We start from the raw sequence: 26,289 nt of genomic DNA on the forward strand, positions 1-26,289 counted from the left end.
AAGGGATCCTGGCGCAGCACGCCGGAGTCGCAGCACGCCGGAGTAGCCGAGCGATGCGATGCGCCCTTCGGTGGCGCCCTGCCTCGGACTCGCCGACTACGTACTCGAAGACGTCGATTCGTGGCGGGTGCGGGAGTAGAGCATTCGCCTTACCGCGTCCGAGCGTTCCAGGACGGTGTTACGGACCACCGGGCCGCCTTGTGGGAACCTGGTCGTACCTGCGCTGCGGGAACGGCATCGCGAATGCCTCGCTGTAGAAGGCGCGGCCCTGGCGGGTGAGGGTGAAGATGTCGTCGGCGTCGCGGTCGAGGACAGGTGCACGGTGGAGACGCACCGCACCTCGGGCCCGTCGGGAAGTCCGGTGAGGTCGATGTGCACGTCGTACCGCTCGACCTGCAACAGCTCGCCGCGCCGCTTCGGTACGGGTCAGGCTGCGCATCTCCATGCGTACTCCCTCGGCGGACAACGAGCGCCAGCCTATGTCGGAGGGCCCACACGCCGATGCCGGATCGCACAGTCTCCCGGTCGGCGTGGTCGGCCGGTTCGTCACCGTTCACAGTCCGAGGTAGATCCGGCGCACCCGGGTGTCCTGGCTCAGCTCCTCGGAGGTTCCTGTCATGGCGACACTGCCGTTCTCCATGACCAGGCAGTGACTCGTCGCGCCGAAGGTGAGTTTGGCGTTCTGCTCCACGAGGAGCAGGCTCAGTCCTTCTTCACGCAGCCGTTTCAGCGCGCTGAGGATCTCGCCGACGAGCTTGGGCGAGAGTCCCATGGACGGCTCGTCGAGCAGCAGGATGCGCGGCCCGGCCATCAGGGCGCGGCCGATGGAGAGCATCTGCTGCTGTCCGCCGGACAGCGCGCCGGCCAGCCGCTCCCCCATCTCGCCCAGCACCGGGAAGAGTTCGTGCACTTCGGCGAGCGTGGCCCTCGTCCCGGCGTCCCAGCGGCGGGCATACGCGCCGAGCAGCAGGTTCTTCTCCACGGTCAGACCGGGGAACACATGGCGGCCTTCCGGTACGTAGCCGATGCCGTGCCGCACCATGTCGCGGGCCCGCACCCGGGTCAGGTCGCGCGCGCCCAGCGTGATGCGTCCGCCGCCGCGCGGAACCAGTCCCATCAGGGCTTTGAGGGTGGAGGTCTTGCCCGCGCCGTTGGCACCGATGATGCCCACCGATTCCCCGGGCTCCACGCTGAAGCTGATCGAACTGACCGCGTGGACCCCGCCGTAGTGCACGGACAGGTCGTCGACAGTGAGCGTGGCCGGCGCGCTTGTATCGAGTGTGTCGGGTATACCGGGTGCGGCCGTTCGCCGGAAGGGGATCGTCCTCATCGGGTTGCCTCCTTCGAAGCGGGCGTCTCGGCCGAGGCCGGCCCCTCGGCCGAAGCGGAATCCTGGGCCGAGGCGGGTGTCTGCGCCGAGGCGGGTGCCAGGGGCGAGTCGGGTGCCCCGGGCGGCTCAGGCTCCGGTCGTGGAACCTCGGCCATCGCCGAATCCCCGAGGTACGCCTCGATCACCTCGGGAGCGGCGACCACCTCGGCGGGCGTGCCCTCCGCGATGACCCCGCCGCTGGAGAGCACCGTGACGCGCTCGCACAGTGACATGACCAGGCCCATGTTGTGCTCGATGAGGACGACCGTGGTGCCGCTGTCCCGGATGGAACGCACGATGCGGGCAAGTTCCTGCACCTCCTCCCCGTTCAGTCCGGCGGCCGGTTCGTCGAGCAGCAGCAGCCGGGGCCGGGCGGCCATGGCACGGGCGATCTCGATGCGCCGCTGGATGCCGTAGGGGAGGGATCCGGGCGCGGCCTCGGCGAAGTCGGTGAGCCCGAAGCGCTCCAGGAGTTCCTGAGCCCGGCGGCGCAGCTGCCGCTCGCGCCGTACGACGCCGGGCTGCCATACCGCGTACTGCCAGATGGTGTGCGTCCTGGTGCGGTCGAGTGCCACGAGGATGTTCTCCCGGACCGTCAACTGGCCGAAGAGACGCAGGTTCTGGAAGGTGCGGGCCATGCCGAGCAGGGAGAGCGCGTAGGGACGGGCCGTGGTGGTGGCGCGGCCGGCGAACCGCACCTGGCCCGAGGTGGCCCGATAGAACCCGCTGATCACGTTGAACAGGGTGGTCTTGCCCGATCCGTTGGGTCCCACGATGCCGCGGATCTCGCCGGGGCCGACCGTGAGGGAGACGTCGTCCAGGGCGCGCAGGCCGCGGAAGTCCTTGGTGACGGACCGGATGTCGAGGAGGGGTTCATCTGGGGTGCCCAGGTCGTCCGGGGCGTCAGGGGTCTCGACCGGCTCGTACGGCTGGAAGGGGCGCAGCCGGGCACGGTCCTCCGCCTGGCTCCGCCTTCGCCGTCGGCGGGTCACGAACTCCCCTGCGCGGGAGGGGATTCCGGCGAGGCCGGTCGGCGCGAAGACGACCATGAGGACGACCACCACGCCGTAGCCGAGCTGTGCGTACGTCGAGAAGTCGGAGAGCCACTCGCGGATCAGGGTCAGCCCGACCGCGCCGACCACACAGCCGACGAGGGACCGCCGTCCGCCGATGACGACCATGGCCAGCAGAATGAACATGTTGCCGATGGAGAAGGTCTCCGGAGCGACATAGCGGATGAGCCCCGCGTACAGCACTCCGGCGAGGCCCCCGTACAGGCTGGCGAGCAGGAACGCGGTCATGCGCAGCAGCGGGATCTGCGCGCCCATCGCGCCCGCGGCCAGGGAGTCGTCGCGCATCGCGCGCAGCCGTCGTCCCAGGTGGGTCCGGACGACGAACAGCCCGAAGCCCAGGCCCAGCGCGCAGACCACCAACTCCAGGTAGTAGTAGAGGTATTCGCTGGAGAGGTCGACCCCGGGCAGGCTGGGCAGCGGGATTCCGGAGATGCCGTCGGCTCCCCCGGTGACCGAGGCGTTGGTGATCCAGTTGATGAAGCCGAGCGCCAGGCCGAGCGTGACGATCCCCAGGTAGTGGGACTGCATACGCAGGGCCGGTATGCCGACGAACAGGCCCGTCGCCACGGTCGCGAGCACCGCGAGTACAGCCGCCGTCCAGAACCCGTAACCGGAGTCGGTGGTGAGGATGGCGAGCGTGTACGCGCCGACGCCGAAGAACGCGACCTGGGCGAGGTTGATCTGCCCGGAGATGCCCATGGCCAGGCCCATGCCGATGGCCAACAGGGCGTAGATGAGGGCGATGTTGACCACATGGATGGAGTAGCCGCCGAGGCCGTACGGCAGTAGCCAGGCGGCCACCGCGACCGCCGAGAGCACCCCGATCCGGGTGGCCGGCAGCCCTCCGGTACGCATCCGCCTCTTCACGCGCGGCTCACCGTCCTCTCGCCGAAGACACCCATGGGGCGGATCATGATGGCAGCGGTGAAGACCAGGAAGGTCACGAGCACCGAGTAGCCCTGGAAGTGGCCGGCCGCGTAGGAGTCGAGGACGCCGATCGCCAGTCCGCCGACGACAGCGCCGGGGATGGATCCGAAGCCGCCGAGCATCGCCGCGGCGAAGCCCTTGATGCCGAGCGCGCCGCCGAGTGAGGCGTCGACGTACAGCATCGGTCCGACGAGGCCGCCGGCCAGGGCGGCGAGGCCCGCACCGATGGAGAAGGCGAGGGCGTTGCTGCGGCCGACGTTGATGCCGACGGCGGTGGCCGCCTCGTGGTCCATGGCGACGGCCTGCATGGCCGCGCCGCGTTTGGTGCGGGCGAGGAACCAGGCGAGGCCGAGCACGGCGAGCGCCGCGACGGCCATCACCAGCAGGTCGTAGGTGCGCACCCGCACCCCGAACAGGTCGAGCGGGGCGGCCGGGACAGGCGAGCGGACGGCCCGTCCGGTGGTGCCCCAGATCAGGATGGCGACGGCCTGCAGGACGATACCGAAGCCGATCGTGCCGATCAGCATCAGGTCGAAGTCCTTGTTCTCCAGAGGCCGCAGCACCCGTTCGATGACGAGGCCGATCGCGGCGGTGACCGCGATGGCCACGACCATGGCGACGGCGAAGGGCAGTTTGGACGTCAGGTAGAAGGTGGAGGCCGCGTAGGCGCCGATCATGGCGATGTCGGCGTGGGCGAAGTTGACCAGGCCCATGGTGCGGTAGACCAGGGAGAACCCCATGGCGACCAGGGCGTAGACCGCTCCGAGGCTCAGTCCTCCGACGAGTGTCTGCAGTGTCTCCTGCACTTCGGTGCTCCCGGTGCTTACTGCTGCGGGACGAGTTTGCCGTCGCGGATGACGCCGATGGTGGTCTTGGTGATGCCGACGCCCGTCCCGTCGTACTGGAAGTCGCCGAGCAGGCCCGTGTAACGGGTGTCGCGGATGGCGTCCGCGAGCTCTTCGCCGCTCGCGCCGTCGCTGGACTTCAGGGCGGTCAGCAGGATGTTCGCTCCGTCGTAGGCCTTGGCCCCGTGCAGTTCCGCCTCCTTGCCGTACGCGGCCTCGTACGCGGCGGCGAACTTCTTCGTGGCGTCGCTGACGTCGTTGCTGAGGTAGGGAGAGCTGACGATGGTGCCCTCGGCGGCGGCCTTGCCCGCGGTGTCGATGAAGACGGGAGTGCCCTGCGGGGCCGCGCCCGCGAAGGGGGCAGTGATGCCCAGGTCCCGGGCCTGCTTGACGATCAGGCCCGCTTCGACCTCCTCCGAGCCTATGAAGATCACGTCCGGCTTCGTGGACCGGATCTTCGTCAGAGCCGCGCTGAACTCCTTCTGGTCGCTGGTGACCACCTGGTCGGTGGACGGGGTCACCCCGAGCCCCTTCACGGCCTTGAGGAACGCGTCGTGCTCGCCCTTCCCGAAGGAACCGTTGTTGGTGATCATGGCGATCTTCTTGAGGCCCTTGTCCTTCACCAGGTGCTGGGCGAGCGTCGAGTCGTAGGTGGTGCTGGTCGGCCCGTTGAGGAAGAGGTACGGGCTCTTCAGAGCGACCAGGCCGTCGGACTGGCCGGAGGTGATGTTCGGGATCTTCGCCTGCTGGAGCACAGGACCCATGGCTATGGTCACCGCGCTCTCCGCCGTGCCGATCATCGCGACGTACTTCTCGCTGATCAGCCGGCGGGCGAGGTTCGTTCCGGTGGTCGGGTCGCCCTGGTCGTCGAAGAGCTTCAGCCGGATCTTGCGGCCGTCGACGCCGCCCTTCTTGTTCCACTCGTCGATGGCGAGCTTGGCACCCTTGTACTCCCAGTCGCCGAGCGAACTGAGCTGCCCGCTCTGCGCGTTGACGACGGCGACCTTGATGGGGCCGGAGGAGTCCTTGGTGTCGTCGGCCGATTCGCCGGGTGCGCTGCACGCGGTGAGGACGGTGAGGGCGGCGGCCAGCGCGGTGGCCGTGCGGACGGCGGCTCGGTGGGTGGTGTGGGGCCGTGGGGTGGTGTGGGGTCGTGGCGTGCTGCTGCGGGTCATGAGGTCACCTCGTTGTGAGCGGACGGGAAGGCCTGTGAAGGCCTGGGGAGGTCGGTCAGTCGGCGAAGGACCCGCGGTAGATGTCTTTGATGTTCCAGTGGCCCGGCGTCGGTACGGGTTCGTTGACCATGGGTACGTCGATGACGGCGGGCCTGCGCCGCGCCACCGCGTCGGCGAGAGCCTTGGCGAGGTCGGCGGGGGCTGCGACGGTGTGTCCGTCGGCTCCGCAGGACCGGCCCAGGGCCGCGAAGTCCGGGCTGTAGGGCCGGCCTTCGGCGTCCGTGAACTCGCAGCCGTAGGACCGGCCGAACGACGAGGCCTGGAGGTCGGCGATGGTGCCGTGGGCCCGGTTGTTCATCACCACGAAGATGACGGGCAGGCCCTGTTCGACGGCCATCGGTACGGCGGGCAGCTGCGCGCTCATCCCGCCGTCACCGATGAGGGCGACCACCACGCGGTCCGGCTGGGCCAGTTGCACCCCGACCGCGGCGGCGGGGCCGAAGCCCATGGTCGAGGCTCCGCCGGGGGTGATGAAGCGGCCGGCTTCGGGGAGTTCGTAGCACTGGGCGACGCCGTTCTTGTTCCAGCCGACGTCCGTGACGAGTACCGCGTCGTCGGGCAGCGCGTCGCGCAGGTCCGCGAGGATGCGCTGCGGCCGCAGGGGGAAGTTGTCGCTGCGGCCGTCCTCGCGGGCACTGTCGAAGACGGCCCGGCGGGCGGTGGCGATGGACTCGCGCAGGCCCTCCCGCACGAGAGGCTCCGGCCCGGTGGAGCGTACGGCGGCGCCGATGGCCCGTACCGCGTCCGAGACATCCGCGACGGCGCCGATCTCGACGGGGTAGTTGCGGCCGATCTCGGCGGGGTCGATGTCGATCTGGATGAGCTTGCTGGGCGGGCTGTGCCGGTCACCGAAGGTCCAGGTGTACGCCGGGTCCCACGAGCTGGCGTCGGTCTCCGCGAACCGGGTGGCCAGCGCGAGGACGACGTCGGCGCCCTTGGTGTACTCGTGCGTGGTGTCCAGGCCCCAGAAGCCGGGCATGCCGAGCAGCAGCGGGTGGCTGTCGGGCAGGACGCCCTTGCCCATCAGGGAGTGCGCGAGCGGGATGTCGAGGTGCTCGGCGAGAGTCAGCAGTGCCTGGCGGGCGGCCGGTGCGCGCAGTCCGCCGCCGAAGTAGATGAGCGGCCGTTCGGCGCCCAGCAGTGCACCGGCGATACGCTCGGCGGTGTCCCGGTCGAGACCGGGGGATGTGGCGCCCTTGGGCAGCGGGAACTCATCGGCGTACTCCTCGACCTGCCGGTTGAACAGGTCCATCGGTACGTTGACGAGCACGGCCCCCGGCCGCCCGGAGGTGGCGGTCCAGAACGCCCGCTCGGTCGTACGGGCCAGATCCTGGACGCGGTGCACGTGCCAGGCTCGCTTGGTGAAGGGCCGGTAGATGGCGGTCTGGTCGGCGTCCGCGTGGAGGTTGACCTCCTGGTGCGGGTGTCGGCCGGCGTAGTAGGAGGGGATGTCGCCGGAGATCACGATCAGCGGGATCGAGTCGAGGGCTGCGGTGGCCACTCCGGTGACCGCGTTCATCATGCCGGGGCCGACGTGGGTGAGCAGGACGCCGGGCTTGCCGGAGGCGCGGGCGTAGCCGTCGGCGGCGTGCGCGGCGGCCTGTTCGTGGCGGGCGATCACGAACTCGATCGGGCTGGGGCCGAGCGCGTCCAGCAGGGCGATGTTGGTGTGGCCGCAGGTGCCGAAGACGTACTCGACTCCGTACGACTCCAGTTGGCCGACCAGGGCTTCGGCGGCGGTCACGGTCATGCGTCGGTCTCCCCGTCGGTGGTGGACGTGCTGGAGGGGGCGTTGCCGGCGGTCGCGTTGCCGGAGGTCATGTCGATGGAGGTCGTGTCGCCCCATACGGACAGGCCGCGGAGCATGAGGGTCTTGACGACCGTGTAGTCGTCGATCATCGAGCGGGGTGTCTCGCGCCCGAAGCCGGAGTCCTTGACCCCGCCGAAGGGGACGTGGTCGAGGCGGTAGTTGGAGGTGCCGCCGGCGATCAGCGCGCCGGTCTCCAGCTCGCGCCAGGCGGTCATGATGCGGCCCATGTCACGCGTGAACAGCCCTGCCTGCAGGCCGTAGCGGCTGCTGTTGCAGGTGTCGATGACCGCACCGAAGTCGTCGTACGGCAGCACCGCGACCAGCGCCCCGAAGACCTCGTGGACCACGACCGAGGAGTCCGGCGCGGGGCCCGCCACGACGGTGGGCACGGCGGTGGCGCCGTTGCGGGTGCCGCCGCGCAGCACCCGGGCGCCGGAGGCGGCGGCCTCGGCCGACCAGCGCACCACCCGTTCGGCGGCCTCCTCGTCGACCATCGCGCCCACGTCGGTGGCCGGGTCCAGCGGATCGCCGACCTTCAGGGTGTCGACTGCGGCGGTGAAGGCGTCGAGGAAGGTGTCGTAGCGGGAGCGGTGGACGTAGACGCGCTGAACCGAGATGCAGCTCTGGCCGGAGTTGCTGTAGCCGGTGCGGGCGCATTCTTTCGCCGCCTGCCCGATGTCGGCGTCCTCGCAGACGATCGTGGCGGCGTTGCCTCCCAGTTCGAGGACCAGACGCTTGGCGCCGGCCGCACGGGCGACGGCCCGGCCGGTCGCCGCGCTGCCGGTGAAGCTGATGACGGCCACCTCGTCGGCCGCGCACAGCAGCGCGCCCACGTCGCCGCCGCCGTGCAGCAGTTGCACGGCCTGCGGGGGCATCCCGGACTCCAGGAGCAGCGCCACGATCGCGGCGGTGGTGGCCGGTGCCTGCGGTGGGGACTTGACGAGAGTGGTGTTGCCCGCGGCGAAGGAGGCACCGAGCTTGTGTGCGAGAAGGTTCGCGGGAGCGTTGAAGGGGGTGATGGCGAGGGCGACCCCGGCCGGGGCACGGTAGGTGAAGGCGGTGTTGCCGACACCGCGTGCCCAACCCGCGACGGGCAGGGTCTCGCCGCCGATGTGACGTGCCTCCGACGCGCACACCGCGAAGGTGTCCGCGACCCGGTCGATCTCGCCGAGCCCGTCCTTGACCGGTTTGCCCAGTTCCAGGGCGAGGAGGCGGGCCAGCCCCTCGCGGTGGGCCGAGGCGGCGCGAGATGCTCGGTCGAGGATGTCCGCGCGCAGGGCGGGGGCGAGGCCGGCCACCGTGCGGGCCGAGGAACGGGCGCAGGCGAGGGCGCGGGAGATCTCCTCCCCGGTCGCCGTGGTGGTGCGGCTGACGACCCGGCGCAGGTACGGGCCTGTCCGGGTTGCCGCAGGACCGTTGCCACCCCACTGGCCGGCGATGTACGGAGGGGCTTCGGCCACCGCCGCGTCCAGGCCGGCCTTGAGGAGGGAATCGAGCATGAGATCTCCCAGGAAACCGCTCAGTGGTACTGGTGGACTGCTCTGTGGTTCGGCGTGTAACGTACGGGCGCCAACTCGCGGTGGCAAGAGGGCCGTTCGAGGAAGTTTCGAAGCAGAGGAAGCAGAGGGGGCGGGCGCGTGAGCGGAACCGACCAGGAGCGAGCGGCCGAGGCGGCTGAGGGGACCGGGGTGCGCAGTGTGCGCAGAGCTCTGGACATCCTGGCACTGCTGACCGAGGATCAGCCGACGGTCACGTTGCGGGAGATCGTCGACGCCACCGGCCTGGCCAAGACCACGGTGGTCCGCATGGTGCAGACCCTTGAGCAGTGCGGTCTTCTGTGGGACACCCCGGCCGGATACACCGCGGGCCCCGGCCTGTGGCGCTGGGCCCACCTCGCGCACACCAGCTGGGAACTGCCGCGTGAGACCCGTAAGTTGATGCGCGAACTGGCCGAAGTACAGCGGGAGACCGCCAACCTCTTCATGCTGCGCGGCCTGTCCCGTGTCTGCGTGGCCCAGCAGGAGAGTCCGGAGCCGCTGCGTCATGTCGTACGGGTCGGCGACGAACTCCCCCTGTGGGCGGGCGCCTCGTCCAAGATCCTGTTGCGTACGGCTCCCGACGCGCTGCTGCGCCGGATCGCGGCGGGCTCCCCGCACGGCGAGGGGCATGCCAGGCAGCTGCGGGTGTGGGCGGACCTGGCGGCGGAGCGGGGCTTCGCGGTCAGCCGGGGCGAGCGCGACGAAGGGCTGACGGCTGTCGCCGTCCCCGTCGTCGGCCGCAGCGGGGCCGTGGTCGCCTCGCTGTCGCTCAGCGGACCCAGCCACCGCTTCCCCGAGTCCGTCGTCGAGCGGTTCGCCACCGCACTCGCCGAAGTCGCCCGGCAGATGTCGGAGCAGGGTTTCGACCACCCGCTCAGCCCGACGAAGTGACCACGGCGCAGGAGTTGACGCGGCAGCCGCTGAAACCGCGCGAATCGCAGGAACCGCAGAAGGAGCCGGTGCATGCCCGAACGACCGCTCTCAGGAATCCGCGTACTGGATCTCACCAATGTGCTCGCAGGACCGTACTGCAGTTACCACCTCATGCTCCTCGGGGCCGAGGTCGTCAAGGTCGAACAACCGGACAGGGGCGATCTCGCACGGAGTCTCGGACCTGATCCGGAGCTGAACCAGGCAGGAATCGGTGCCTCGTTCCTCGCCCAGAACGCCGGCAAGACGTCTCTCGTACTCGACCTCAAGGACCCCGGCGACCGGGCCGACTTCGAGGAACTGGTGCGCGGCGCGGACGTCCTCCTGGACAACTTCCGGGCGGGGGTGCTGGCCCGAATGGGTTACGGCGCCGACCGGCTGCGGGAGCTGAATCCGCGCCTGGTCAGCTGCGCGATCACCGGCTTCGGTCAGTCGGGACCGATGAGCGCCGCCCCCGCCTACGACCAGATCATCCAGGGTCTGTCGGGGATGATGAGCATCACCGGCACCACGGACACGGCGCCCCTCAGAGTGGGCTTCCCCGTGTGCGACTCGCTCGGCGGCCTCGGCGCGGCCCTCGCGATCAGCGCCGCTCTGCTGGGACGGGAGAGGACCGGGCAGGGGGCGCGGCTGGACGTCTCCATGCTGGAGGTCTCCCTTTCCGCGATGGGCTGGGCCGTCTCCAACTACCTGGTCAGCGGCGTGGATCCGGAACCGATGGGCGACCAGAACGCCACCGCGGCCCCTTCCGGGACCTTCGAGACCGCCGACGGAGGACTGAACATCGCGGCCAACCGGCAGGAGCAGTTCGTCACGCTCTGCCGTCTCGCCGGGCTGCCCCACCTGATCGACGACCCACGGTTCACCGAGCGTGAGGCACGCAAACTGCACCGCACGGAGCTCAACACCGAGCTCAACGCGGCGCTGCGGCAGAAGACCGCCCTGGAGTGGGAGGCCACACTGTCAGCTGCCGGAGTCCCGGCGGCCCGCGTCCTGACGGTCCCCGAGGCCGTTGAGCTGGAACAACTGGCGCACCGCGGCTTCTTCACCGATCTGCCGTATCCGGACGGCTCCGGCCGGGTGCTGCGGGTCAGCGGCAACGGCGTACTGGTGGACGGCGAACCCCTCTCGCCGGACACCCCGCCCCCACTGCTCGACCAGCACGGCGAGGAGCGGGACCGGCTGATCGCACGCTGGCGCGAGCACCGCCATGCCGCCGAGGCGCGGGCGTCATGACGACCGGGCCGCAGGACGGCCTGGTCGCGCAGTGGTGGGCCACCGCGGTCAGCCGGGTCGAACCCGGCATCATCGAACTGCGCGAACACCCGGTACAGGACCTGATCGGCCACGCGACCTTCGTCGACACGATCTGGCTGATGCTTCGGGGCGAACTCCCGCGGGCCGGCCAGGCCAGGCTCCTGGAAGCAGCCCTGGTGGCGGGCGTCGACCATGGACCGCAGGCACCCTCGATCGCCGCCGCCCGGATGGCCGCCACCTGCGGGGTGGGGCTCAACAGCGCCATGGCCACCGGCGTGAACATGCTCGGCGACGTGCATGGCGGGGCAGGACAGCAGTGCGTGCAGTTACTCAGCGAGATCACCGAACGGCACGAGCGCGAACACGGACACGAGCACGGAGCTGAGCGACCCGACCAGGACGCCCAACAGCCCGACCAGGACGCGGAGTTCGACCTCGCGGCGGCGGAGGTCGTCGGCGAATGGCGGGGCCGCTCGCGCTATCTGCCCGGCTTCGGCCACCGCTTCCACCCCCACGACCCGCGCCGTGACCCGCTGCTCGCCCTGGTGGACCGGGCGGTCGCGGACGGTCTGGTGAAGGGCGCGCACCTGCGGGCGGCCCGCGCCGTGGAGGCGCACCTCAACCGGGGGCGCGAGGGCAGGAAGCCCGTACCCATGAACATCGACGGCGCCACCGCCGTCATCTACGCCGAACTGGGCTTCGCCGCGCCGCTGGCCCGCGGCCTCTTCGTACTCAGCCGCAGCGTCGGCATCCTGGCGCACGCCTGGGAGGAGACCGGGCAGGGGCGCCGCAACAAGAGCCCCATGCCCCCCTCCATGGTGCCCGTCCACCTGACGGACCCAACAGCGCGCGCCTAGCCCGCACTTGACCTTCCCTGCTCAAAAATCCCCTGTCACGCGTCTTGTCATGGACCCATAGGCGTCCCTAACGTGACCTCCCATCACGCGAACCCACCCTGCGGCTTATCCGAACCATCCAGCGGACCTTGATCGAATCGAGGGAACTGAACGATGGAAAGACGCACCTTCCTCCTGACGGCCGCGGCGGGCAGCGCGGCCACCGTCTCCACCCTGGCGCCCACCGCCGAAGCGGCCTCGGCCGGCGCCTCCGGCGCGTCCCCGGGCCTCGCGCTCCCGGTGCCCCCACAGTCCGCAGCTCTCGGCACCACCGGCGCCGACTGGCCCAAGGTCGGCGGCAACTACGGCAACCAGAACCACTCCACGCTCCAGGACATCACCCCGCGCAGCGTCAAGCGGCTCGGCGGGGCCTGGCACAGCAACCTGGAGGGCGGCTCCACCGGCGCGTACCAGCAGTGCACGATCGTCGTGCAGAACGGTGTGCTGTACGTCGAGACCACCCAGCAGAACGTCTTCGCGGTCAACGGCAGGACCGGCGAGGTGATCTGGAAGACCAGCCTCGGCACCGAGACCACCAACATGCGAGGCGTCGCCGTCGCGGAGGGCAAGGTCTTCACCATCTCGGGTGCCAACATCGTGTACGCCCTCGACCAGAAGACCGGCGCGGTCGTCTGGCAGAAGTCGCTGATCGTCGACGACAACGGCGGGGACGACGGCTGCGACAACGAAAGCGGCCAGTGCGGCGGCAACAGCGGCGGCCTCGCGGGCGCGGTCGTGCACTGGGACGGCCTGGTCTACATCGGCACCGAGGGCTCGACCGCCGGCGCACGCGGCCGCGGATACGCGCTCGACGCCAGGACCGGCGACGTCGCCTGGACCTTCTGGGGCCCGCCGGGCCCCGGGGAATACGGCCACGACACCTGGGAGGGCGACTCCTGGAAGACCGGCGGCGCGGTCCCCTGGATCCACCCCGCCGTCGACCCCGAACTCGGCCTCGTCTACTGGACGTTCGGCAACCCGTATCCCCGTACGGACGGATCCTCGCGCGGCGGCGACAACCTCTTCGCCAACTCGATCGTCGCGATCGACGCCAAGACCGGCAAGCGGCGCTGGCACTTCCAGTCGGTCCACCACGACATCTGGGACGCCGACAACGTGATGGCGCCGGTACTCGCCGACCTCGTCGTCGACGGCAAGAAGCGCAAGGTCGTCGTCTACGGTTCGAAGACCTGCTGGTACTACGTCCTCGACCGCCGCACCGGCGAGGCCGTCCACGGCATGGAGGAGCGGCCGGTCCCCCAGCACACCCTGCAGAAGACGTCACCCACCCAGCCCTTCCCCGGCGGCGAGCCGTTCGTGTCCCCGTATCCGGAGCTGGACAAGACGACCCGGCCGGTGCCCTTCTATCCGGCCGGCGGTCTGTACGACGTCTTCTGGGACCGGGCCACCATCCTCTTCCCCGGAGCGGGCGGCGGCGCCGACTGGGGCTTCCCCTCCTTCAGCCCGAAGACCGAATGCGTCTATGTCGGCTACGGGCTCGTCAACTCCTCCTACTCCAACGCCCGCGGCGGCCGCGTCAACACGGCCCGGCCCCTCGGCGAACTGTTCGGCGGCGGCCTGGTCGCGATGGACCCCCGCACCAACACGGTCGCCTGGCGCAAGGAGGGCCCATGGTCGCTGGCCCACGGCAACGGCGTCCTCACCACCGCCGGCCGCGTCCTCTTCCAGGGCCGCCCGGACGGCGTCCTCGAAGCGATGGACGACACCGACGGCAGGACACTGTGGACCTGGCAGTGCGGCGCCGGGGTCAACACCGTCCCCATCAGTTACGAGATCGACGGCGAGCAGTACATCGCCGTACTGGCTGGAGGCAACGGGCTCCCCTTCCCCGACATCCCGCGGGGCGACCACCTCTGGGCGTTCAAGCTCGGCGGCAAGGTGACCCAGTCCCCCGCGCCGACACCGCCGTCCCGCCGCAACCAGATCCGTACCGCCGCCGTGACCGGGGCGACGGCACACAACACCGTCACCCTCGGCCGTATCTGGAACACCTCCACGGGCGCGCCCGGCGCCACCGAGAACACCGTCGCCCAGAACGCGATGGCGCCCCAGCACCTGACGGTCCCGGCCGGCACCACCGTCACCTTCACCAATCCTGCCGGCAACACTCAGGGCCACGGCGCGGTCGCGTTCTTCGACGCGGAGTTCGACACCGGACTGCTGATGCCGGGCCAGTCGTACACATACACCTTCGGCGAGCCCGGCGAGTACTTCTACAACGATCCGGTCTTCCCCCAGTCCACCGGCAAGATCGTCGTCCAGTGAGAGGACCGGCCGCCATGTTGTCCAGATCCCCCACGGCCAGAACGCATACGGCCAGAGCACATTCGGCGCGCACGGCGGTGTCCCTGCTTGCCGCGGTCAGCGCCACGCTCCTCATCGCACTGACCGCCTTCTTCGGCCTGCAACATCAGGTGTCCGCGCAGGGCGGAGGCGGACGCGGAGGCGGAGTGACCGGAGCCGGGGCCCAGGGCGCCCAGGAGCTGGGCGACCCGGACTACGGGGTCTGTCGCGGCACCGGCGCCAAGTGCTACCACGACTGGGGCAACTTCTCCCCGGCCACCGACGGCTACCGGGTGCTTCTCTACACGCGGACCGCGGGACCCCGCCACGCGAATCTCGGCCCCGCCCTCGGCACGGGACTCAACCCCGCGCTCGCCGACACCAATGTCGTACAGAACGCCCTCGTCAAGATGGGCACGGAGAACAACTTCACCGTCGACTGGACCGAAGACGTCACCCAGCTCTCGACGCCCTCACGGCTCTTCCGGTACAACGCGGTCGTCTTCTACTCCACCAGCCGCGACACTCTCGACGATGCCGCGCAGACCTCCCTGCGCCAGTACGTCCGCGGCGGCGGAGGCTTCGTCGGCGTCCACAACGCCTTCGGTACGGAGTACAACTGGCCCTGGTACGAGGGCTTGTTGGGCGGCGCGAACTTCTACGACCACGGGCCCGACCAACGGGGCAGGGTCGTCGTGCAGAACCGCCACGACTCCTCCACCTCCGGTCTTCCGGCGCGCTGGGACTTCACCGACGAGTGGTACAACCTCGTCCCCGCGCCTTCGAAGGTCCGCCTCCTGGCCACCGTCGACGAGTCCACGCTCGCCGAGGGGGTCGCGGGCAACCAGGGCCACCCCGGACACGGCAAGCACCATCCGGTCGCCTGGTGCCAGTACTACGACGGCGGACGTGCCTGGCTCACCACCCTCGGCCATGATGCCAGGGCCTTCTCGACCGACGGCTCGTTCCCCGGTGCCGAACAGTTCCAGAAGCTGATCCTCGGCGGCATCGAGTCCGCCATGGGCAGGGACCCGTTCTGCCGGGCCGGCTGAACCGTTCCCGGCCGGGGCGGGTACCTCCCGGGCGAAGTCGCCCACGACGGCGAACCGGTCCACGTCGACGACGGCGATCCGGATGGTGCCCAGCGGCACACCGCTGTGTGACCGCGTTCCCCCGTACGTAATACTCACCTGATGAATCGGAGCATTACAGGTGAGGGCGGGTCGGTCTCGATCCGGCGGGCCGTCGCGCGGGATGCCAAGCGGCTCACACGGCTCGTGCGCGGCTCACGCGCCTACGAGGGGCAGTACGCGGCCATGGTCGCGGGCTACCGGGTCGGTCCGGACTACATCGAGACCCACCGCGTCTTCGTAGCCACCGACGGGCACGACGGACCCACCCTCGGGTTCTACTCGCTCGTTCTCGCCCCGCCTGAGCTCGACCTGCTGTTCGTCGCCGACCAGGCACAGGGGCGGGGGGTCGGACGGCTGCTCGTCGCACATATGCGGTCCGAAGCCCGTGCCGCCGGGCTCGGCCGCGTCCGGGTCGTGTCACATCCCCCCGCCGAGGGGTTCTACCGCAGCGTGGGCGCGGTACACATCGGAACCGCGTCCGCGACCCCGCCCGCCGTGGTGTGGGACCGGCCCGAGCTTGAGTTCCACATCTCTGCCGAGGGTGACGGGTACTGACATGCCGGTACTTACATGGAGCAGCCTGCCTACTTGCAAGTAGGTGGCGGGTCGGTCTCAGGTCGTCAGCTCTGTCTGCGGCGCCGCCGTGGTGGAGGGGTCATGGCGGATGTACCACTCGGTGGAGAGCAGCAGAGCCCGGTCGGAAGCCGGGAGGCCGGCGATCAGCGCCGGCACGGCTCCCCGCTCCACCTCGGTGCGGTGGGCCAGCACGGCAGCCACCTTCCGCTCCAGCCAGGGGCCGACATCGACGGTCGCGGTGATCAGGTCGTCCGGCACGCTTCGCATCGTCTTGCCCGTCGGAGCCAGGTGTCCACCCCACGCCCGCACGGCCGAGTGCGGGTGCGTGGCCAGGTACAGGGCGCTTGGCCGCCAGGGCTCGCCCGCGTCCGGGTAGAGCCGTTCGAGCCCGGCCGCCTGGACTGCGAGCATGGTCACCCGGTGGGTATGGACGTGGTCCGGATGACCGGACAGTCCGCCGTACGCGTCATGGGTGACCACGATCTCCGGGCGGAACTCCCGCAGATGCGCGACCAGTTCACCCACCACGTCGTCGAGCGGCACGTCGCAGAACCGGACCCTGCCAGGGGCCGACTGCGGGACACGGGCGTCGGCGTGGCCGAGCATCCAAGGTGCGTCCGCGCCGAGGATCCGGAGCGCTGCCGCCAGCTCCGCGGCGCGCTCGGTCTCCGCGGCCCAGGTCGCCGTGACCACTGCCACGCGTGCGCCCGCGGCGGCGTGCCGCGCGAGCACTCCACCCGCCGACAGTGACTCGTCGTCCGGATGGGCGAACACCGCGAGCAGGCTCGGCACCGTCATAGCGAGCCAACCTACTGCCTGTCGCGGCACCAGTTCGCTCTCAGCCGGTTTCGTCACGGGACGCGCGGTGTCGCAGCCAGAGCGGCAGCGCGTACCAGCACACGGCGAAGTACAGCATCACCCCGGCGACGAGGACTTCCGCGATGACGCCCGGCAGGACAACACGCAGTATCAGCAGCAGAGTTGATCCGATGGTCAGGGCAAGCAGGGCCATTCCGAACACCATCAGCCGGTGGGCGGTCTCCACCAGCTCATCCTTCATCCGCCGGCCTGCCAGGAAGCGGTGGATCGAGACCGGGGCGATGAGGGAGCCGGCGTGGGGGCCGGCGTGTACGTGGATTACTTGGACTCGATACGGCCCAGCGGCGCGGCGCTGTCCGACAGGGCCTTTTTCGCCGCGGCCCAACCGGTGTCCTCGATGCCGAGCGCGTGGCGGAGGTAAGCGCAGGTGACCCGTTGGATCAGGGCAACGCGCTCGGGGTTCTCGTCCGTCGTCTCCTGGACCTCGTAGCCGGCGATCCCGCCGAGCGAGTGTTCAGCCCCGAACAGAGTGAGCAGGCTCTTGTCACCCGGGCTCAGGTGGTACGGGTCCGCGAGCCACTCCGGGCCTCTGACGGACAGCGGGGAGTCGTCCTGGTCCCCGACGACCACGAGGGCCGGCGTGCTCATGTGGTCGAAGCTCGGGTTCATGAACGGGAAGTGCTCAGCTGCGAACGGTGTCAGGTCGGCTCCGCCCTTTCCCGCCGTGGCGAGCAGCACGCCCGCCTTGATCCGCGCGTCGGACAGGTCTTCCTCCTCCTCGCTCACCGGATCCAGGACCCGCAGGCCCAGCAGATTGCCCGCCGTCTGCCCCCCCGAAGGAGTGGCCGGCCGCGGCGATGCGGCTTCGGTCCAGCCGGCCGCTGAGCCCGGGAACGGCCGCTTCCAGCAGATCGAGCCGGTCGAGGACGCGCTTCATGTCCTCGACGCGAAAACGCCAGAGGCGCGGCGTGCGGGGGTCGTCCTGGGCGAGGCCCACCGTCCTGGAGTCGAGGTGGGTGGGCTGAAGGACAACGAAGCCGTGAGCGGCCCAGAAGTCGGCCAGGGGGCCGTAGCCGTTCAACGACGAGCCGAAGCCGTGCGAGAGGACGATGACCGGCAGCCCGCTCCCGGTCGCCGGCGCGGAAACCCTCACCCGCAGGTCTTCGCCGCGGCCCGGCGCTTCCAGCACCACCGGTTTCACCGAGACGACGGGGGTGGAGGCGAGGACGGGTGCGGGGGTGGTGACGTCCGTCGTCGCCCCTTTGGATGTGGTCATGGGTTTTCTTCCTTCCGGCCGACTTGGTCGCCGGCTCGCCGGTCTGCCATCATGAGAAAACGGGACGCTGTCCCGTATCGGAGACCGAAGATACGGGACAGCGTCCCGTTTAGTAAAGCCGGCAGCGAAAGGAACGGTGCGGTGAGCGGCAGCGATCAGGGCCCGGGACGTACACCCCGGCCAACCCGGCCGAAAAGGGCGGATGCGCGACGCAACGAGGAGGTCCTGCTCGACTCGGCCGCGGCGGTCTTCGTCGTGTCGGGCGTGGAGGCCCCGATCCGCGACATCGCGGCCGAGGCCGGCGTCGGGACGGCCACGATCTACCGCCACTTCCCGACGCGGGCGGACCTCATCGTCGCTGTCTACCGGCACCAGGTGGAGGCCCTGGCGGAGGCCGGCCCTTCCCTGCTGGCAACCGGCACGACTCCGTACGCCGCGCTGGGACAGTGGATCGACCTCTTCGTCGACTTCGTGGTCACCAAGCAGGGGCTCGCCTCCGTGCTGCAGTCCGACGACCCGTACTTCGACCCCCTGCACTCGTACTTCCTGGAGCGACTCGTGCCCGTGTGCACCGAGTTGCTGAAAGCCGCTGCCGATTCGGGGGAGATCCGTACCGGCATGGATGCCTACGAACTCATGCGTGGCGTCGGTGGCCTCTGCGCGGGCGCCGGCAACAATCTTCGCTACGACGCCCGCCGGCTGGTGGAGATCCTTGTCGCAGGGCTACGCCGGTCCCCCTGAGGCGTGGGTCGCCGTGTCCCGCAACGCAGTGCTCGGCCCCGAGGCGCTGCCTCCCCGGCGGTGATCCGGGTCCGAGATTCGTTACGCGTCTTTGTCCGTTACGCGTCTTTGTCGGCTTCCCGTGCCGCGCTCTCGAGTCGGCTTCGATAGCTCTCCCACCACTCCGCGTCACCCGACGTCATGGCGTCTTTGCCCTCGTTCATCCCGACGGCACCGTCCATGAGTTCCCGGAGGATGTCGGCATGCCCGGCGTGCCGGTGTGTATCGGCTGTCACGCGTACGACGGCATGATGCAACGTCACCTCGTTGCGGCTGCTCGGCCACCACGGCACCGTGCCGACCGTGTCCAGCGCGAGCGCGTCGATCGTCGCGTCCGAGTAGGCCCACGCCCGGCGGTAGAGCTCCACGATCTGTTCGCGTGACTCGTCGGCGGTGACCCACATGTCCCCGTTGGTCTCGGCGGCGTCCTCCATCCACGGCAGCAACTCGCCGGAGGGCCGCCCGAAGGTGTCACCGAGGTAGCCCAACTCCACACACGCGACGTGCTTGACCAGGCCCAGAAGGTTGGTCCCGGTCGGTGTCAGCGGGCGGCGGATGTCGTATTCCGAGAGCCCTTCGAGCTTCCACAGCAGGGCATCACGGGCGGACTGCAGGTAGAAGTGCAGGTCGGCTCTGGGATCCGATACGTTCATGGGTCAAGTCTGTCGATCCTGCGATCTTTGTCCATACTGCACCGGCCCCGGCGACCACGTCGCCCGGGCCGGTGCGGACAGGGACGACACCGCACCGGCCGCCGCGGTGGACCGGGCGCTCGCCACCACCCGTCGCACCACGGCCGCCTGACCGGGCTCCTGCTCACAGGGGCGGCACGGGACTCCGGTGTGGAGGCAGGCCTCGCTCAGGCGCCGACGTAGGCCGCGAGGTGTTCGCCGGTCACGGTGGAGCGGGCGGCGACGAGGTCGGCGGGGGTGCCTTCGAAGACGATCCGTCCGCCGTCGTGGCCGGCGCCGGGGCCGAGGTCGACGATCCAGTCGGCGTGCGCCATGACCGCCTGGTGGTGCTCGATGACGATGACGGACTTGCCGGCGTCGACGAGCCGGTCGAGCAGGCCGAGCAACTGCTCGACGTCGGCGAGGTGGAGGCCGGTGGTGGGTTCGTCGAGGATGTAGACGCCACCCTGCCCCGCCATTTGGGTGGCCAGCTTGAGCCGCTGCCGCTCGCCGCCGGACAGCGTGGTGAGCGGCTGACCGAGGGTGAGATAGCCGAGCCCCACGTCGGAGAGCCGGGTGAGGATCTTGTGGGCGGCCGGCGTACGCGCGTCACCCGAGCCGAAGAACTCCGCCGCCTCGGCCACCGGCATCGCGAGCACCTCACTGATGTCGCGGCCGCCGAAGCGGTGTTCGAGGACCGACGCGTCGTACCGCCTGCCCTCGCACTCCTCGCAGGTGGTGGAGATGCCGGCCATCATCCCCAGGTCGGTGTAGACGACCCCGGCACCGTTGCAGTTCGGGCAGGCGCCCTCGGAATTGGCGCTGAACAGCGCCGGCTTGACCCCGTTGGCCTTCGCGAAGGCCTTGCGGATCGGGTCGAGCAGTCCGGTGTAGGTCGCCGGGTTGCTCCGGCGCGAGCCTCGGATCGCCCCCTGGTCGACCGAGACCACCGCCTCGTCGGCCCGGAGCGAACCGTGCAGGAGCGAGCTCTTGCCCGAGCCCGCGACTCCCGTGACCACGCAGAGCACCCCGAGCGGGATGTCGACGTCGACGTCACGCAGGTTGTGGGTGTTCGCGCCGCGGATCTCCAGTGCGCCGGTCGGCTCGCGCACCGTCTCCTTGACCGCAGCCCGGTCGTCCAGATGGCGGCCGGTGAGCGTGCCGCCCGCGCGCAGCCCCTCGACAGTGCCCTCGAAACAGATGGTTCCGCCTGCGGTACCGGCGCCGGGACCGAGGTCGACGACGTGGTCGGCGATCGCGATCGCCTCCGGCTTGTGCTCCACGACGAGCACCGTGTTGCCCTTGTCCCGCAGCCGGAGCAGCAGGTTGTTCATCCGCTGGATGTCGTGCGGATGCAGGCCGATGGTGGGCTCGTCGAAGACATAGGTGACATCGGTGAGCGAGGAGCCGAGGTGGCGGATCATCTTCACGCGCTGTGCCTCACCGCCCGACAGCGTGCCCGAGGGCCGCTCCAGCGAGAGATAGCCGAGGCCGATCTCCACGAACGAGTCGAGGGTCTGCCGCAGCGCGGTGAGCAGCGGCGCCACCGATGGCTCGTCGAGCCCACTCACCCACTCGGCGAGGTCCCGGATCTCCATCGTGCATGCGTCCGCAATGCTGAGCTTCTTGATCCTCGACTCGCGGACCGCCGCGCTGAGCCGGGTGCCGTCGCACTCCGGGCAGGCGGTGAAGGTGACCGCCCGCTCCACGAACGCCCGGATGTGCGGCTGCATCGCCTCCTTGTCCTTGGACAGGAACGACTTCTGGATCTTGGGGATCAGTCCCTCGTAGGTGAGATTGACGCCGTTGACCTTCACCTTGGTCGGCTCGCCGTAGAGGAAGTCCCGCATCTCCTTCTTGGTGAAGTCGCGGATCGGCTTGTGGGGGTCGAAGAAGCCGGACTCGGCGTAGATGCCCACGGTCCAGACGTTGTCCGACTTCCAGCCGGGAATGGTGAACGCGCCCTCGGCGACCGACTTGGTGTCGTCGTAGAGCTGGGTGAGGTCGATGTCGGAGACCGAACCCCGGCCCTCGCAGCGCGTGCACATACCGCCGGTGCGGCTGAAGGTCACCTTCTCCGTCTTCGTCTTCTCAGCCCCGCGGTCGACCCTGAACCCGCCGCTCGCCGAGACCGAAGCCACGTTGAAGGAGTACGCGCCGGGCGGGCCGACGTGCGGCTCCGCGAGCCGGCTGAAGAGAATGCGCAGCATCGCGTTGGCGTCCGTGACGGTGCCGACCGTGGAACGGGGGTCGGCGCCCAGACGCTGCTGGTCGACGATGATCGCGGTCGTCAGCCCGTCGAGCACGTCGACATCGGGCCGCGCCTGCGTCGGCATGAAGCCCTGCACGAAGGCGCTGTAGGTCTCGTTGATCATCCGCTGCGACTCGGCGGCGATCGTGTTGAAGACCAGCGAGCTCTTGCCCGAGCCGGAAACCCCGGTGAACACCGTCAGGCGGCGCTTCGGGATCTCGATGCTGACGTCCTTGAGGTTGTTCTCACGCGCGCCGTGGACGCGGATCAGGTCGTGACTGTCGGCGGCGTGCGGCACGGGCGACTGCTCGCCCGTCCTCGGGGCCATGCTCATCGTGTCTCCGTCTGTTGGATGCGGATCATGTTGCCCGCGGGATCGAGGAAGGCACAGTCGCGCACGCCGTAGGGCTGCTCGGTCGGCTCCTGGACCACCTCGCCGCTGCCTGCCGCCCGCACCCGCTCGAAGGTGGCGTCCAGGTCGGGGGTGGCCAGCAGGACGCAGGCGTACGCGCCCTTCGCCATCATCCCGTCGATGGTGCGGCGCTCGTCGTCGGTGACGCCGGGGTCGGTGACCGGCGGTTCGAGGACGATGGAGGTGCCAGGCTGGTCGACGGGTCCGACAGTGATCCAGCGCATCCCGTCGTATCCGACATCGTCGCGGACCTCGAAGCCGAGCGTGTCGCGGTAGAAGGCCAGGGAGGCGTCAGGGTCGTTGTGCGGGAGGAAGCTCGCATGAATGGTGACGTCCATGGTCCTCACGCTAGACGCGGCGCAGGTGTCCGCGCTTCTCGATTCCTGATCGGTCCTGTCCTCCTTGTTCTGGCCCTCTGCTCTGCCCCTCTGCTCTGGCCCTCTGCTCTGCCCCTCTGTTCTGACCCACAGGCGGTTCTACTTGCCTGCGCCGCCGGGTGCACCCCGTCGCGGCATGCAGGGCGGGGCGGTGCCGACCCCTGTGTCGGTACCGCCCCGCCTGGTCCCTACGTGTTCTCTACGTGGCCCCTACGTGAGCTACTTGCTCGCGGCGAAGCGCATCAGGGCCTGCTCGTCGCCCTGCTTGATCTTGCCGGTCTCATTGATCACCTGCAGCTTCCAGGCCCCGCCGGCCCGGATCGCCTTGGCCACGGCGCAGCCGTTGTCGTTGCTGAGCAGGCTCGGCCAGATGTCCGCGACCTGCTGCGTGGTGCCCCCGCTCGCGTCGTACACCTTGAAGCTGATGTTCCGCGCCTTCTGGAAGGAGCTGCTCTTCTTGTACGCGGCGGCGACGAAGACGATCGCGGTGATGTTCTGCGGGACGCGGGAGAACTCGACGGTGACCGTCTCGTCGTCACCGGCGCCCTTGCCGGTCTGGTTGTCGCCGGTGTGCACCAACGCACCGTTGCCCAGCGGGTCCAGGGAGTCCAGACCTGCCAGGCGCACCGGGTCCGAACCCTGCATCGCGATGGCGATCAGGTCGAGGTCCGTGCCGGTCTTCTGGCGCAGCTTGCCGATCAGTCCGCCGCTGGCGCCGACGGTCGGGTCCCAGGACACCCCGATCGACAGATGAGTCACTCCGTCGAGATCCGCCGGGCCGTCTTCCTTCGTAAGCGTGATCATGCCTGTCCTCTTGATCGTCGAATTGCCTGCATGCAGTCTGCCTCGCCCCCTGCCGCACCACATAGCCCGGGACCCGCACGAATCACCAGTTCCCCGCTCCCTCCGGCGCCGACGCGCGGTCACTCACGGCCGCGAGCCGCCGGCCCCGTGCCGGTCACCTTCCGCCGCCGGGCCGGCGGCTCGCGGCCGTCGTGACGATCGCTGAGCACCACGCGAGGTCCGCGGCGTCGCCGGGTGCCGCGGTCAGGGCATCGAGCCAGCGCTGCCAGAGGTCCGCCTTGCTCCAGGCGGTGAAGCGCCGGTGCGCGGTGGAGTGCGAGATCCCGAACTGGGCCGGGAGCTGCTGCCAGCCGCAGCCCGAGGTGAGCACGTAGACGACAGCGGTGAACGCGGCGCGTTCGTTCGCGGAGCCGGCGGCCAGCAGCGGTTCGGCGGCGGCCCACAGCGCGTCCGGTACGAGACGCTGTGCCATGACCGGACTCAGTGTGGCGGAGAGGCGGTCGCGCATCTCCTCGCCATCCGTGTCGGTCGGCTCGGGCGTCGACGGCGGCTCCCCGACCGCCGGGTCGCCCTCGCCCTGGAGCCCGCCGGCCCGGTGCGTGGCCTGTTCCGTGAGCCGGTCCGTCGCCTGGTCGGCGATCTGGTCGGCGGCCTGGGACCGGTAGGTCCGCCACTGTGCCAGCAGCTCGTGGTGGCTGCCCCGGAGCCAGCGCATGTAGTCGCGCATGTTGCTCAGACGACGGCGAGGCGCTTCCTCCTCCGGGCCGAGCAGTTCGAGAGCCCGCTCGGCAAGCTTTCCCTGCCGGTCCAGATGGCGGCGTTCACCGGCCAGGAAGCTGCCCCATACGTCGTCGTCGACGCGGAAGTAGTGGCTGCGCTCTCCCGGCACGGCGTGCCGTCTGATGAACCCCGCCTCGACCAGGCGGCGGGTCGCCAGCGAGACGGAGCCGGCGCTGACCAGCAGGGCGCGGGCCAGCTCCGCCGACGACACGTACGGAACGTCCGTGATGAGCAGGTAGGCGATGATGCGGCCGTCCATCCGGCTGCTCCCGGCCGCTTCCCACACCAGCCCGACCTCCTCCACGAACGACTCGCGGCTCCAGTCGTCGGCACTGTCGTGTCGTCCGGAACTGTCGTGTCGTCCGGAGCTGTCGTGCGCGGTACTGGCTGGAGCCTCGCCGGGCATTGATTCCCCCTCGTAAACTTTCATCTCATCTTAAAAGTTTCACAGCTTTGCATTGACATGGCATCTCAGTGACGCCCAGTATCCCGGTACGCGCCCTGGTGAGCACCCGTCGTCCAGGTCCTTCCCCTGGCACCGGGCCATGGCGCGCCCCTGCTCTCCCGTGGAGTCGTCTTGCCCAGATCACCCATGTTCACAGCCCCCGCGAGCCTATCGCTGGCACTCGTCCTCGCCCTGGCCGGTGCCGGTTGCTCCGGCGGCACGAAAGACAGCGGCGGTTCGGCGAAGAGCGGCGGGTTCACGGTCGCCGTCGCCGAACCCGACCATCTCACTCCGGGCCGCAGCACCGTCGGCTGGGATCAGCTGCGCGTGCTCTTCGCCCCTCTGGTCAAGGTCGACGCCAAGGGCGCGATCAGTTACGTACAGGCGAAATCGGTGACCTCCACCGATGCCCGGCACTGGACCGTCAAGCTCCGCTCCGGCTGGAAGTTCCACAACGGTGAGGCGGTCACCGCACAGAGCTACGCCGACGGCTGGAACGCCGCCGCCTACGCCCCCAACGGCTGGGCCGGCAACGGCCAGCTCGCCGGCATCGAGGGCTACGCGGCGCTGAACCCGGCCAAGGGCAAGCCGAAGACCAAGACCCTCTCGGGCCTGAAGGTCGTCGACGCCACGACGCTGGAGGTCACGCTCACCAGTCCGGACAGCCAGTTCCCGCTCCAGCTCACCCCGAATCAGCTCGGCTTCTATCCGCTGCCGAAGGCTGCGTTCACGGACCCCAAGAGCTACGACAGGAAGCCGGTCGGCAACGGCCCGTTCAAGATGACCTCCGCCTGGAAGGCCGACGAGGGCACCACGGTCAGCGCGTACGCGGCCTACCGGGGGCCCAAGCCGAAGTCGTCCGCCATCACCTTCAGGAGCTACGCCGACCTCAACACCGCGTACACCGACGTGCAGGCCGGCAACGTCGACCTGGCCTACGTACCGGTCAGCAAGTACGGCCAGGCCAAGGCCGACTTCGGGGACCGGCTGTACACCTACGACGCGCCGTCGCTGGAGTTCATGGGCCTTCCGCTGCAGGGCAAGAAGTTCGACGACGTCCGACTGCGCAAGGCGCTGTCCATGGCGATCGACCGGTCCGCGGTCAACAAGGCCATCTTCGGCGGCCTCTACACCCCTGCCACCTCCCTCACCCCGCCCTCCGAGGTCGGCGCCGAGACGGACATCTGCGACGCCTGCGCGTTCGACCCCGCCGCGGCGAAGAAACTTCTCAAGGAGGCGGGAGGCTGGTCCGGGGAGCTGACCCTCACCTACCCGGGCGGGCTCGGCCTCGACGAGCTCTACAAGGCGGTCGCCAACCAGCTCAGGCAGAACCTGGACATCAGCGTCGTCAAGGCCGAACCGACCGCCGACTGGGCCGAGTTCAGCGAGAAGGCGTTCGCCGGGAAGATTGACGGGCTCAACCACTCGCACTGGGGCGCCCTCTATCCGAGCATGCAGGCGACTCTGCGCGGCATCTTCACCAAGGCCGGCGGCTGCCAGGTGTGCAGCCACTACAGCGACGGCGACGTCGACAAGCTGCTCCAGCAGGCCGACAGCGCGGCCGACACCGCCTCGGCCGCGAAGCTCTACAACGATGCCCAGAAGCGCATCCTCCAGGACTTCCCGGTGATCCCGCTCTTCTACGGCAGCTACATCTACGCCGGCACCGACAGGGTTTCCGGGGTGACCGTGGGCCCGGCCGACGTCGAACTCAGCCGGATATCCGTCACCGGCTGACCGCCGCCCAGCCGGCCCTGGCACGTACGCGTACCCCCGCCCCC

General features: G+C 69.7%; 21 protein-coding genes and 2 pseudogenes. 8 read left to right on the forward strand and 15 right to left on the reverse strand.

All coding sequences use genetic code 11. The features are described 5' to 3' along the window. Window positions 1-178: 178 nt before the first annotated feature. From AB0D14_RS31430 to AB0D14_RS31460, 7 genes are all read right to left on the reverse strand, one after another. The gene (locus AB0D14_RS31430) at window positions 179-334 is read right to left on the reverse strand and encodes a hypothetical protein (protein ID WP_362785926.1); all 156 of its coding nucleotides are present in this window, start codon (window positions 332-334) and stop codon (window positions 179-181) included. A gap of 219 nt (window positions 335-553) precedes the next feature. Next, window positions 554-1,330 carry an ABC transporter ATP-binding protein gene (locus AB0D14_RS31435; protein ID WP_362785928.1) on the reverse strand — a complete coding sequence of 259 codons (777 nt, stop codon included), beginning with the start codon at window positions 1,328-1,330 and terminating at the stop codon, window positions 554-556. After that, window positions 1,327-3,297, reverse strand: a complete 1,971-nt coding sequence (locus tag AB0D14_RS31440; RefSeq protein ID WP_362785929.1) for a branched-chain amino acid ABC transporter ATP-binding protein/permease — start codon at window positions 3,295-3,297, stop codon at window positions 1,327-1,329. The genes AB0D14_RS31435 and AB0D14_RS31440 overlap by 4 nt, the downstream gene beginning before the upstream one ends. A gap of 8 nt (window positions 3,298-3,305) precedes the next feature. Further along, entirely contained in the window at window positions 3,306-4,175 is an 870-nt protein-coding gene (locus AB0D14_RS31445) for a branched-chain amino acid ABC transporter permease (protein WP_362785930.1), read from the reverse strand. A gap of 17 nt (window positions 4,176-4,192) precedes the next feature. Continuing rightward, window positions 4,193-5,389, reverse strand: coding sequence for an ABC transporter substrate-binding protein (locus AB0D14_RS31450; protein ID WP_362785932.1), 1,197 nt, complete (start codon window positions 5,387-5,389; stop codon window positions 4,193-4,195). A 55-nt stretch (window positions 5,390-5,444) separates the two neighbouring features. Continuing rightward, on the reverse strand, window positions 5,445-7,199 hold the full coding sequence (locus AB0D14_RS31455) for a thiamine pyrophosphate-binding protein (protein WP_362785933.1): 1,755 nt from the start codon (window positions 7,197-7,199) through the stop codon (window positions 5,445-5,447). Beyond that, complete coding sequence (locus AB0D14_RS31460) at window positions 7,196-8,758, reverse strand: aldehyde dehydrogenase family protein (protein ID WP_362785935.1); 1,563 nt, start codon at window positions 8,756-8,758, stop codon at window positions 7,196-7,198. The genes AB0D14_RS31455 and AB0D14_RS31460 overlap by 4 nt, the downstream gene beginning before the upstream one ends. 138 nt (window positions 8,759-8,896) lie before the next feature. On the opposite strand from AB0D14_RS31460, the gene AB0D14_RS31465 reads away from it, so the two are divergent. The 6 genes from AB0D14_RS31465 to AB0D14_RS31490 all read left to right on the forward strand — a co-directional run bounded on the left by AB0D14_RS31465 (window position 8,897) and on the right by AB0D14_RS31490 (window position 15,872). Then, entirely contained in the window at window positions 8,897-9,688 is a 792-nt protein-coding gene (locus AB0D14_RS31465; protein WP_362785937.1) for an IclR family transcriptional regulator, read from the forward strand. Between the two features lie 72 nt (window positions 9,689-9,760). Next, entirely contained in the window at window positions 9,761-10,963 is a 1,203-nt protein-coding gene (locus tag AB0D14_RS31470; RefSeq protein ID WP_362785939.1) for a CoA transferase, read from the forward strand. Further along, on the forward strand, window positions 10,960-11,841 hold the full coding sequence (locus tag AB0D14_RS31475) for a citryl-CoA lyase (protein ID WP_362785941.1): 882 nt from the start codon (window positions 10,960-10,962) through the stop codon (window positions 11,839-11,841). The genes AB0D14_RS31470 and AB0D14_RS31475 overlap by 4 nt, the downstream gene beginning before the upstream one ends. Before the next feature lie 153 nt (window positions 11,842-11,994). Next, entirely contained in the window at window positions 11,995-14,166 is a 2,172-nt protein-coding gene (locus AB0D14_RS31480) for a PQQ-binding-like beta-propeller repeat protein (protein WP_362785943.1), read from the forward strand. 14 nt (window positions 14,167-14,180) lie between these two features. Then, the gene (locus AB0D14_RS31485; protein ID WP_362785945.1) at window positions 14,181-15,236 is read left to right on the forward strand and encodes a ThuA domain-containing protein; all 1,056 of its coding nucleotides are present in this window, start codon (window positions 14,181-14,183) and stop codon (window positions 15,234-15,236) included. 141 nt (window positions 15,237-15,377) lie between these two features. Next, window positions 15,378-15,872: a GNAT family N-acetyltransferase gene (locus AB0D14_RS31490; protein ID WP_362785946.1), complete on the forward strand. Its 495-nt coding sequence runs from the start codon at window positions 15,378-15,380 to the stop codon at window positions 15,870-15,872. Between the two features lie 57 nt (window positions 15,873-15,929). On the opposite strand, the gene AB0D14_RS31495 is transcribed toward AB0D14_RS31490, so the two are convergent. The 3 genes and pseudogenes from AB0D14_RS31495 to AB0D14_RS31505 all read right to left on the reverse strand — a co-directional run bounded on the left by AB0D14_RS31495 (window position 15,930) and on the right by AB0D14_RS31505 (window position 17,988). Beyond that, window positions 15,930-16,691, reverse strand: a complete 762-nt coding sequence (locus tag AB0D14_RS31495; RefSeq protein ID WP_362785948.1) for a PIG-L family deacetylase — start codon at window positions 16,689-16,691, stop codon at window positions 15,930-15,932. Between the two features lie 40 nt (window positions 16,692-16,731). Beyond that, window positions 16,732-17,004 (reverse strand): annotated as a pseudogene (locus AB0D14_RS31500) (DUF6328 family protein); the annotation flags it as partial. 26 nt (window positions 17,005-17,030) lie between these two features. Further along, window positions 17,031-17,988: pseudogene (locus AB0D14_RS31505) on the reverse strand (chlorophyllase). A gap of 141 nt (window positions 17,989-18,129) precedes the next feature. Between AB0D14_RS31505 and AB0D14_RS31510 the strand changes: the two are divergent. Next, a complete protein-coding gene (locus AB0D14_RS31510) occupies window positions 18,130-18,729 on the forward strand; it encodes a TetR/AcrR family transcriptional regulator (RefSeq protein WP_362785950.1) in 600 nt (199 codons plus the stop codon). 98 nt (window positions 18,730-18,827) lie between these two features. Here AB0D14_RS31510 and AB0D14_RS31515 read toward each other — a convergent pair whose 3' ends face one another. The 5 genes from AB0D14_RS31515 to AB0D14_RS31535 form a co-directional block, all read right to left on the reverse strand. Next, window positions 18,828-19,421 (reverse strand): DinB family protein, encoded by a 594-nt coding sequence (locus AB0D14_RS31515; protein WP_362785952.1) that lies wholly within the window; start codon window positions 19,419-19,421, stop codon window positions 18,828-18,830. Window positions 19,422-19,627: 206 nt separating this feature from the next. Then, window positions 19,628-22,024 carry an excinuclease ABC subunit UvrA gene (locus AB0D14_RS31520; RefSeq protein ID WP_362785954.1) on the reverse strand — a complete coding sequence of 799 codons (2,397 nt, stop codon included), beginning with the start codon at window positions 22,022-22,024 and terminating at the stop codon, window positions 19,628-19,630. Next, window positions 22,021-22,440 (reverse strand): VOC family protein, encoded by a 420-nt coding sequence (locus tag AB0D14_RS31525; protein WP_362785956.1) that lies wholly within the window; start codon window positions 22,438-22,440, stop codon window positions 22,021-22,023. Before AB0D14_RS31525 ends, AB0D14_RS31520 begins: the two co-directional genes overlap by 4 nt. Window positions 22,441-22,698: 258 nt before the next feature. Beyond that, window positions 22,699-23,283 carry a TerD family protein gene (locus tag AB0D14_RS31530; RefSeq protein WP_362785958.1) on the reverse strand — a complete coding sequence of 195 codons (585 nt, stop codon included), beginning with the start codon at window positions 23,281-23,283 and terminating at the stop codon, window positions 22,699-22,701. Window positions 23,284-23,437: 154 nt separating this feature from the next. After that, window positions 23,438-24,469, reverse strand: coding sequence for a transposase (locus AB0D14_RS31535; protein ID WP_362785959.1), 1,032 nt, complete (start codon window positions 24,467-24,469; stop codon window positions 23,438-23,440). 171 nt (window positions 24,470-24,640) lie between these two features. On the opposite strand from AB0D14_RS31535, the gene AB0D14_RS31540 reads away from it, so the two are divergent. Then, window positions 24,641-26,245 (forward strand): ABC transporter substrate-binding protein, encoded by a 1,605-nt coding sequence (locus AB0D14_RS31540; RefSeq protein WP_362785961.1) that lies wholly within the window; start codon window positions 24,641-24,643, stop codon window positions 26,243-26,245. The last annotated feature ends 44 nt before the right edge of the window (window positions 26,246-26,289 follow it).

The organism is Streptomyces sp. NPDC048484 (assembly GCF_040651415.1).
Lineage (GTDB): Bacteria > Actinomycetota > Actinomycetes > Streptomycetales > Streptomycetaceae > Streptomyces.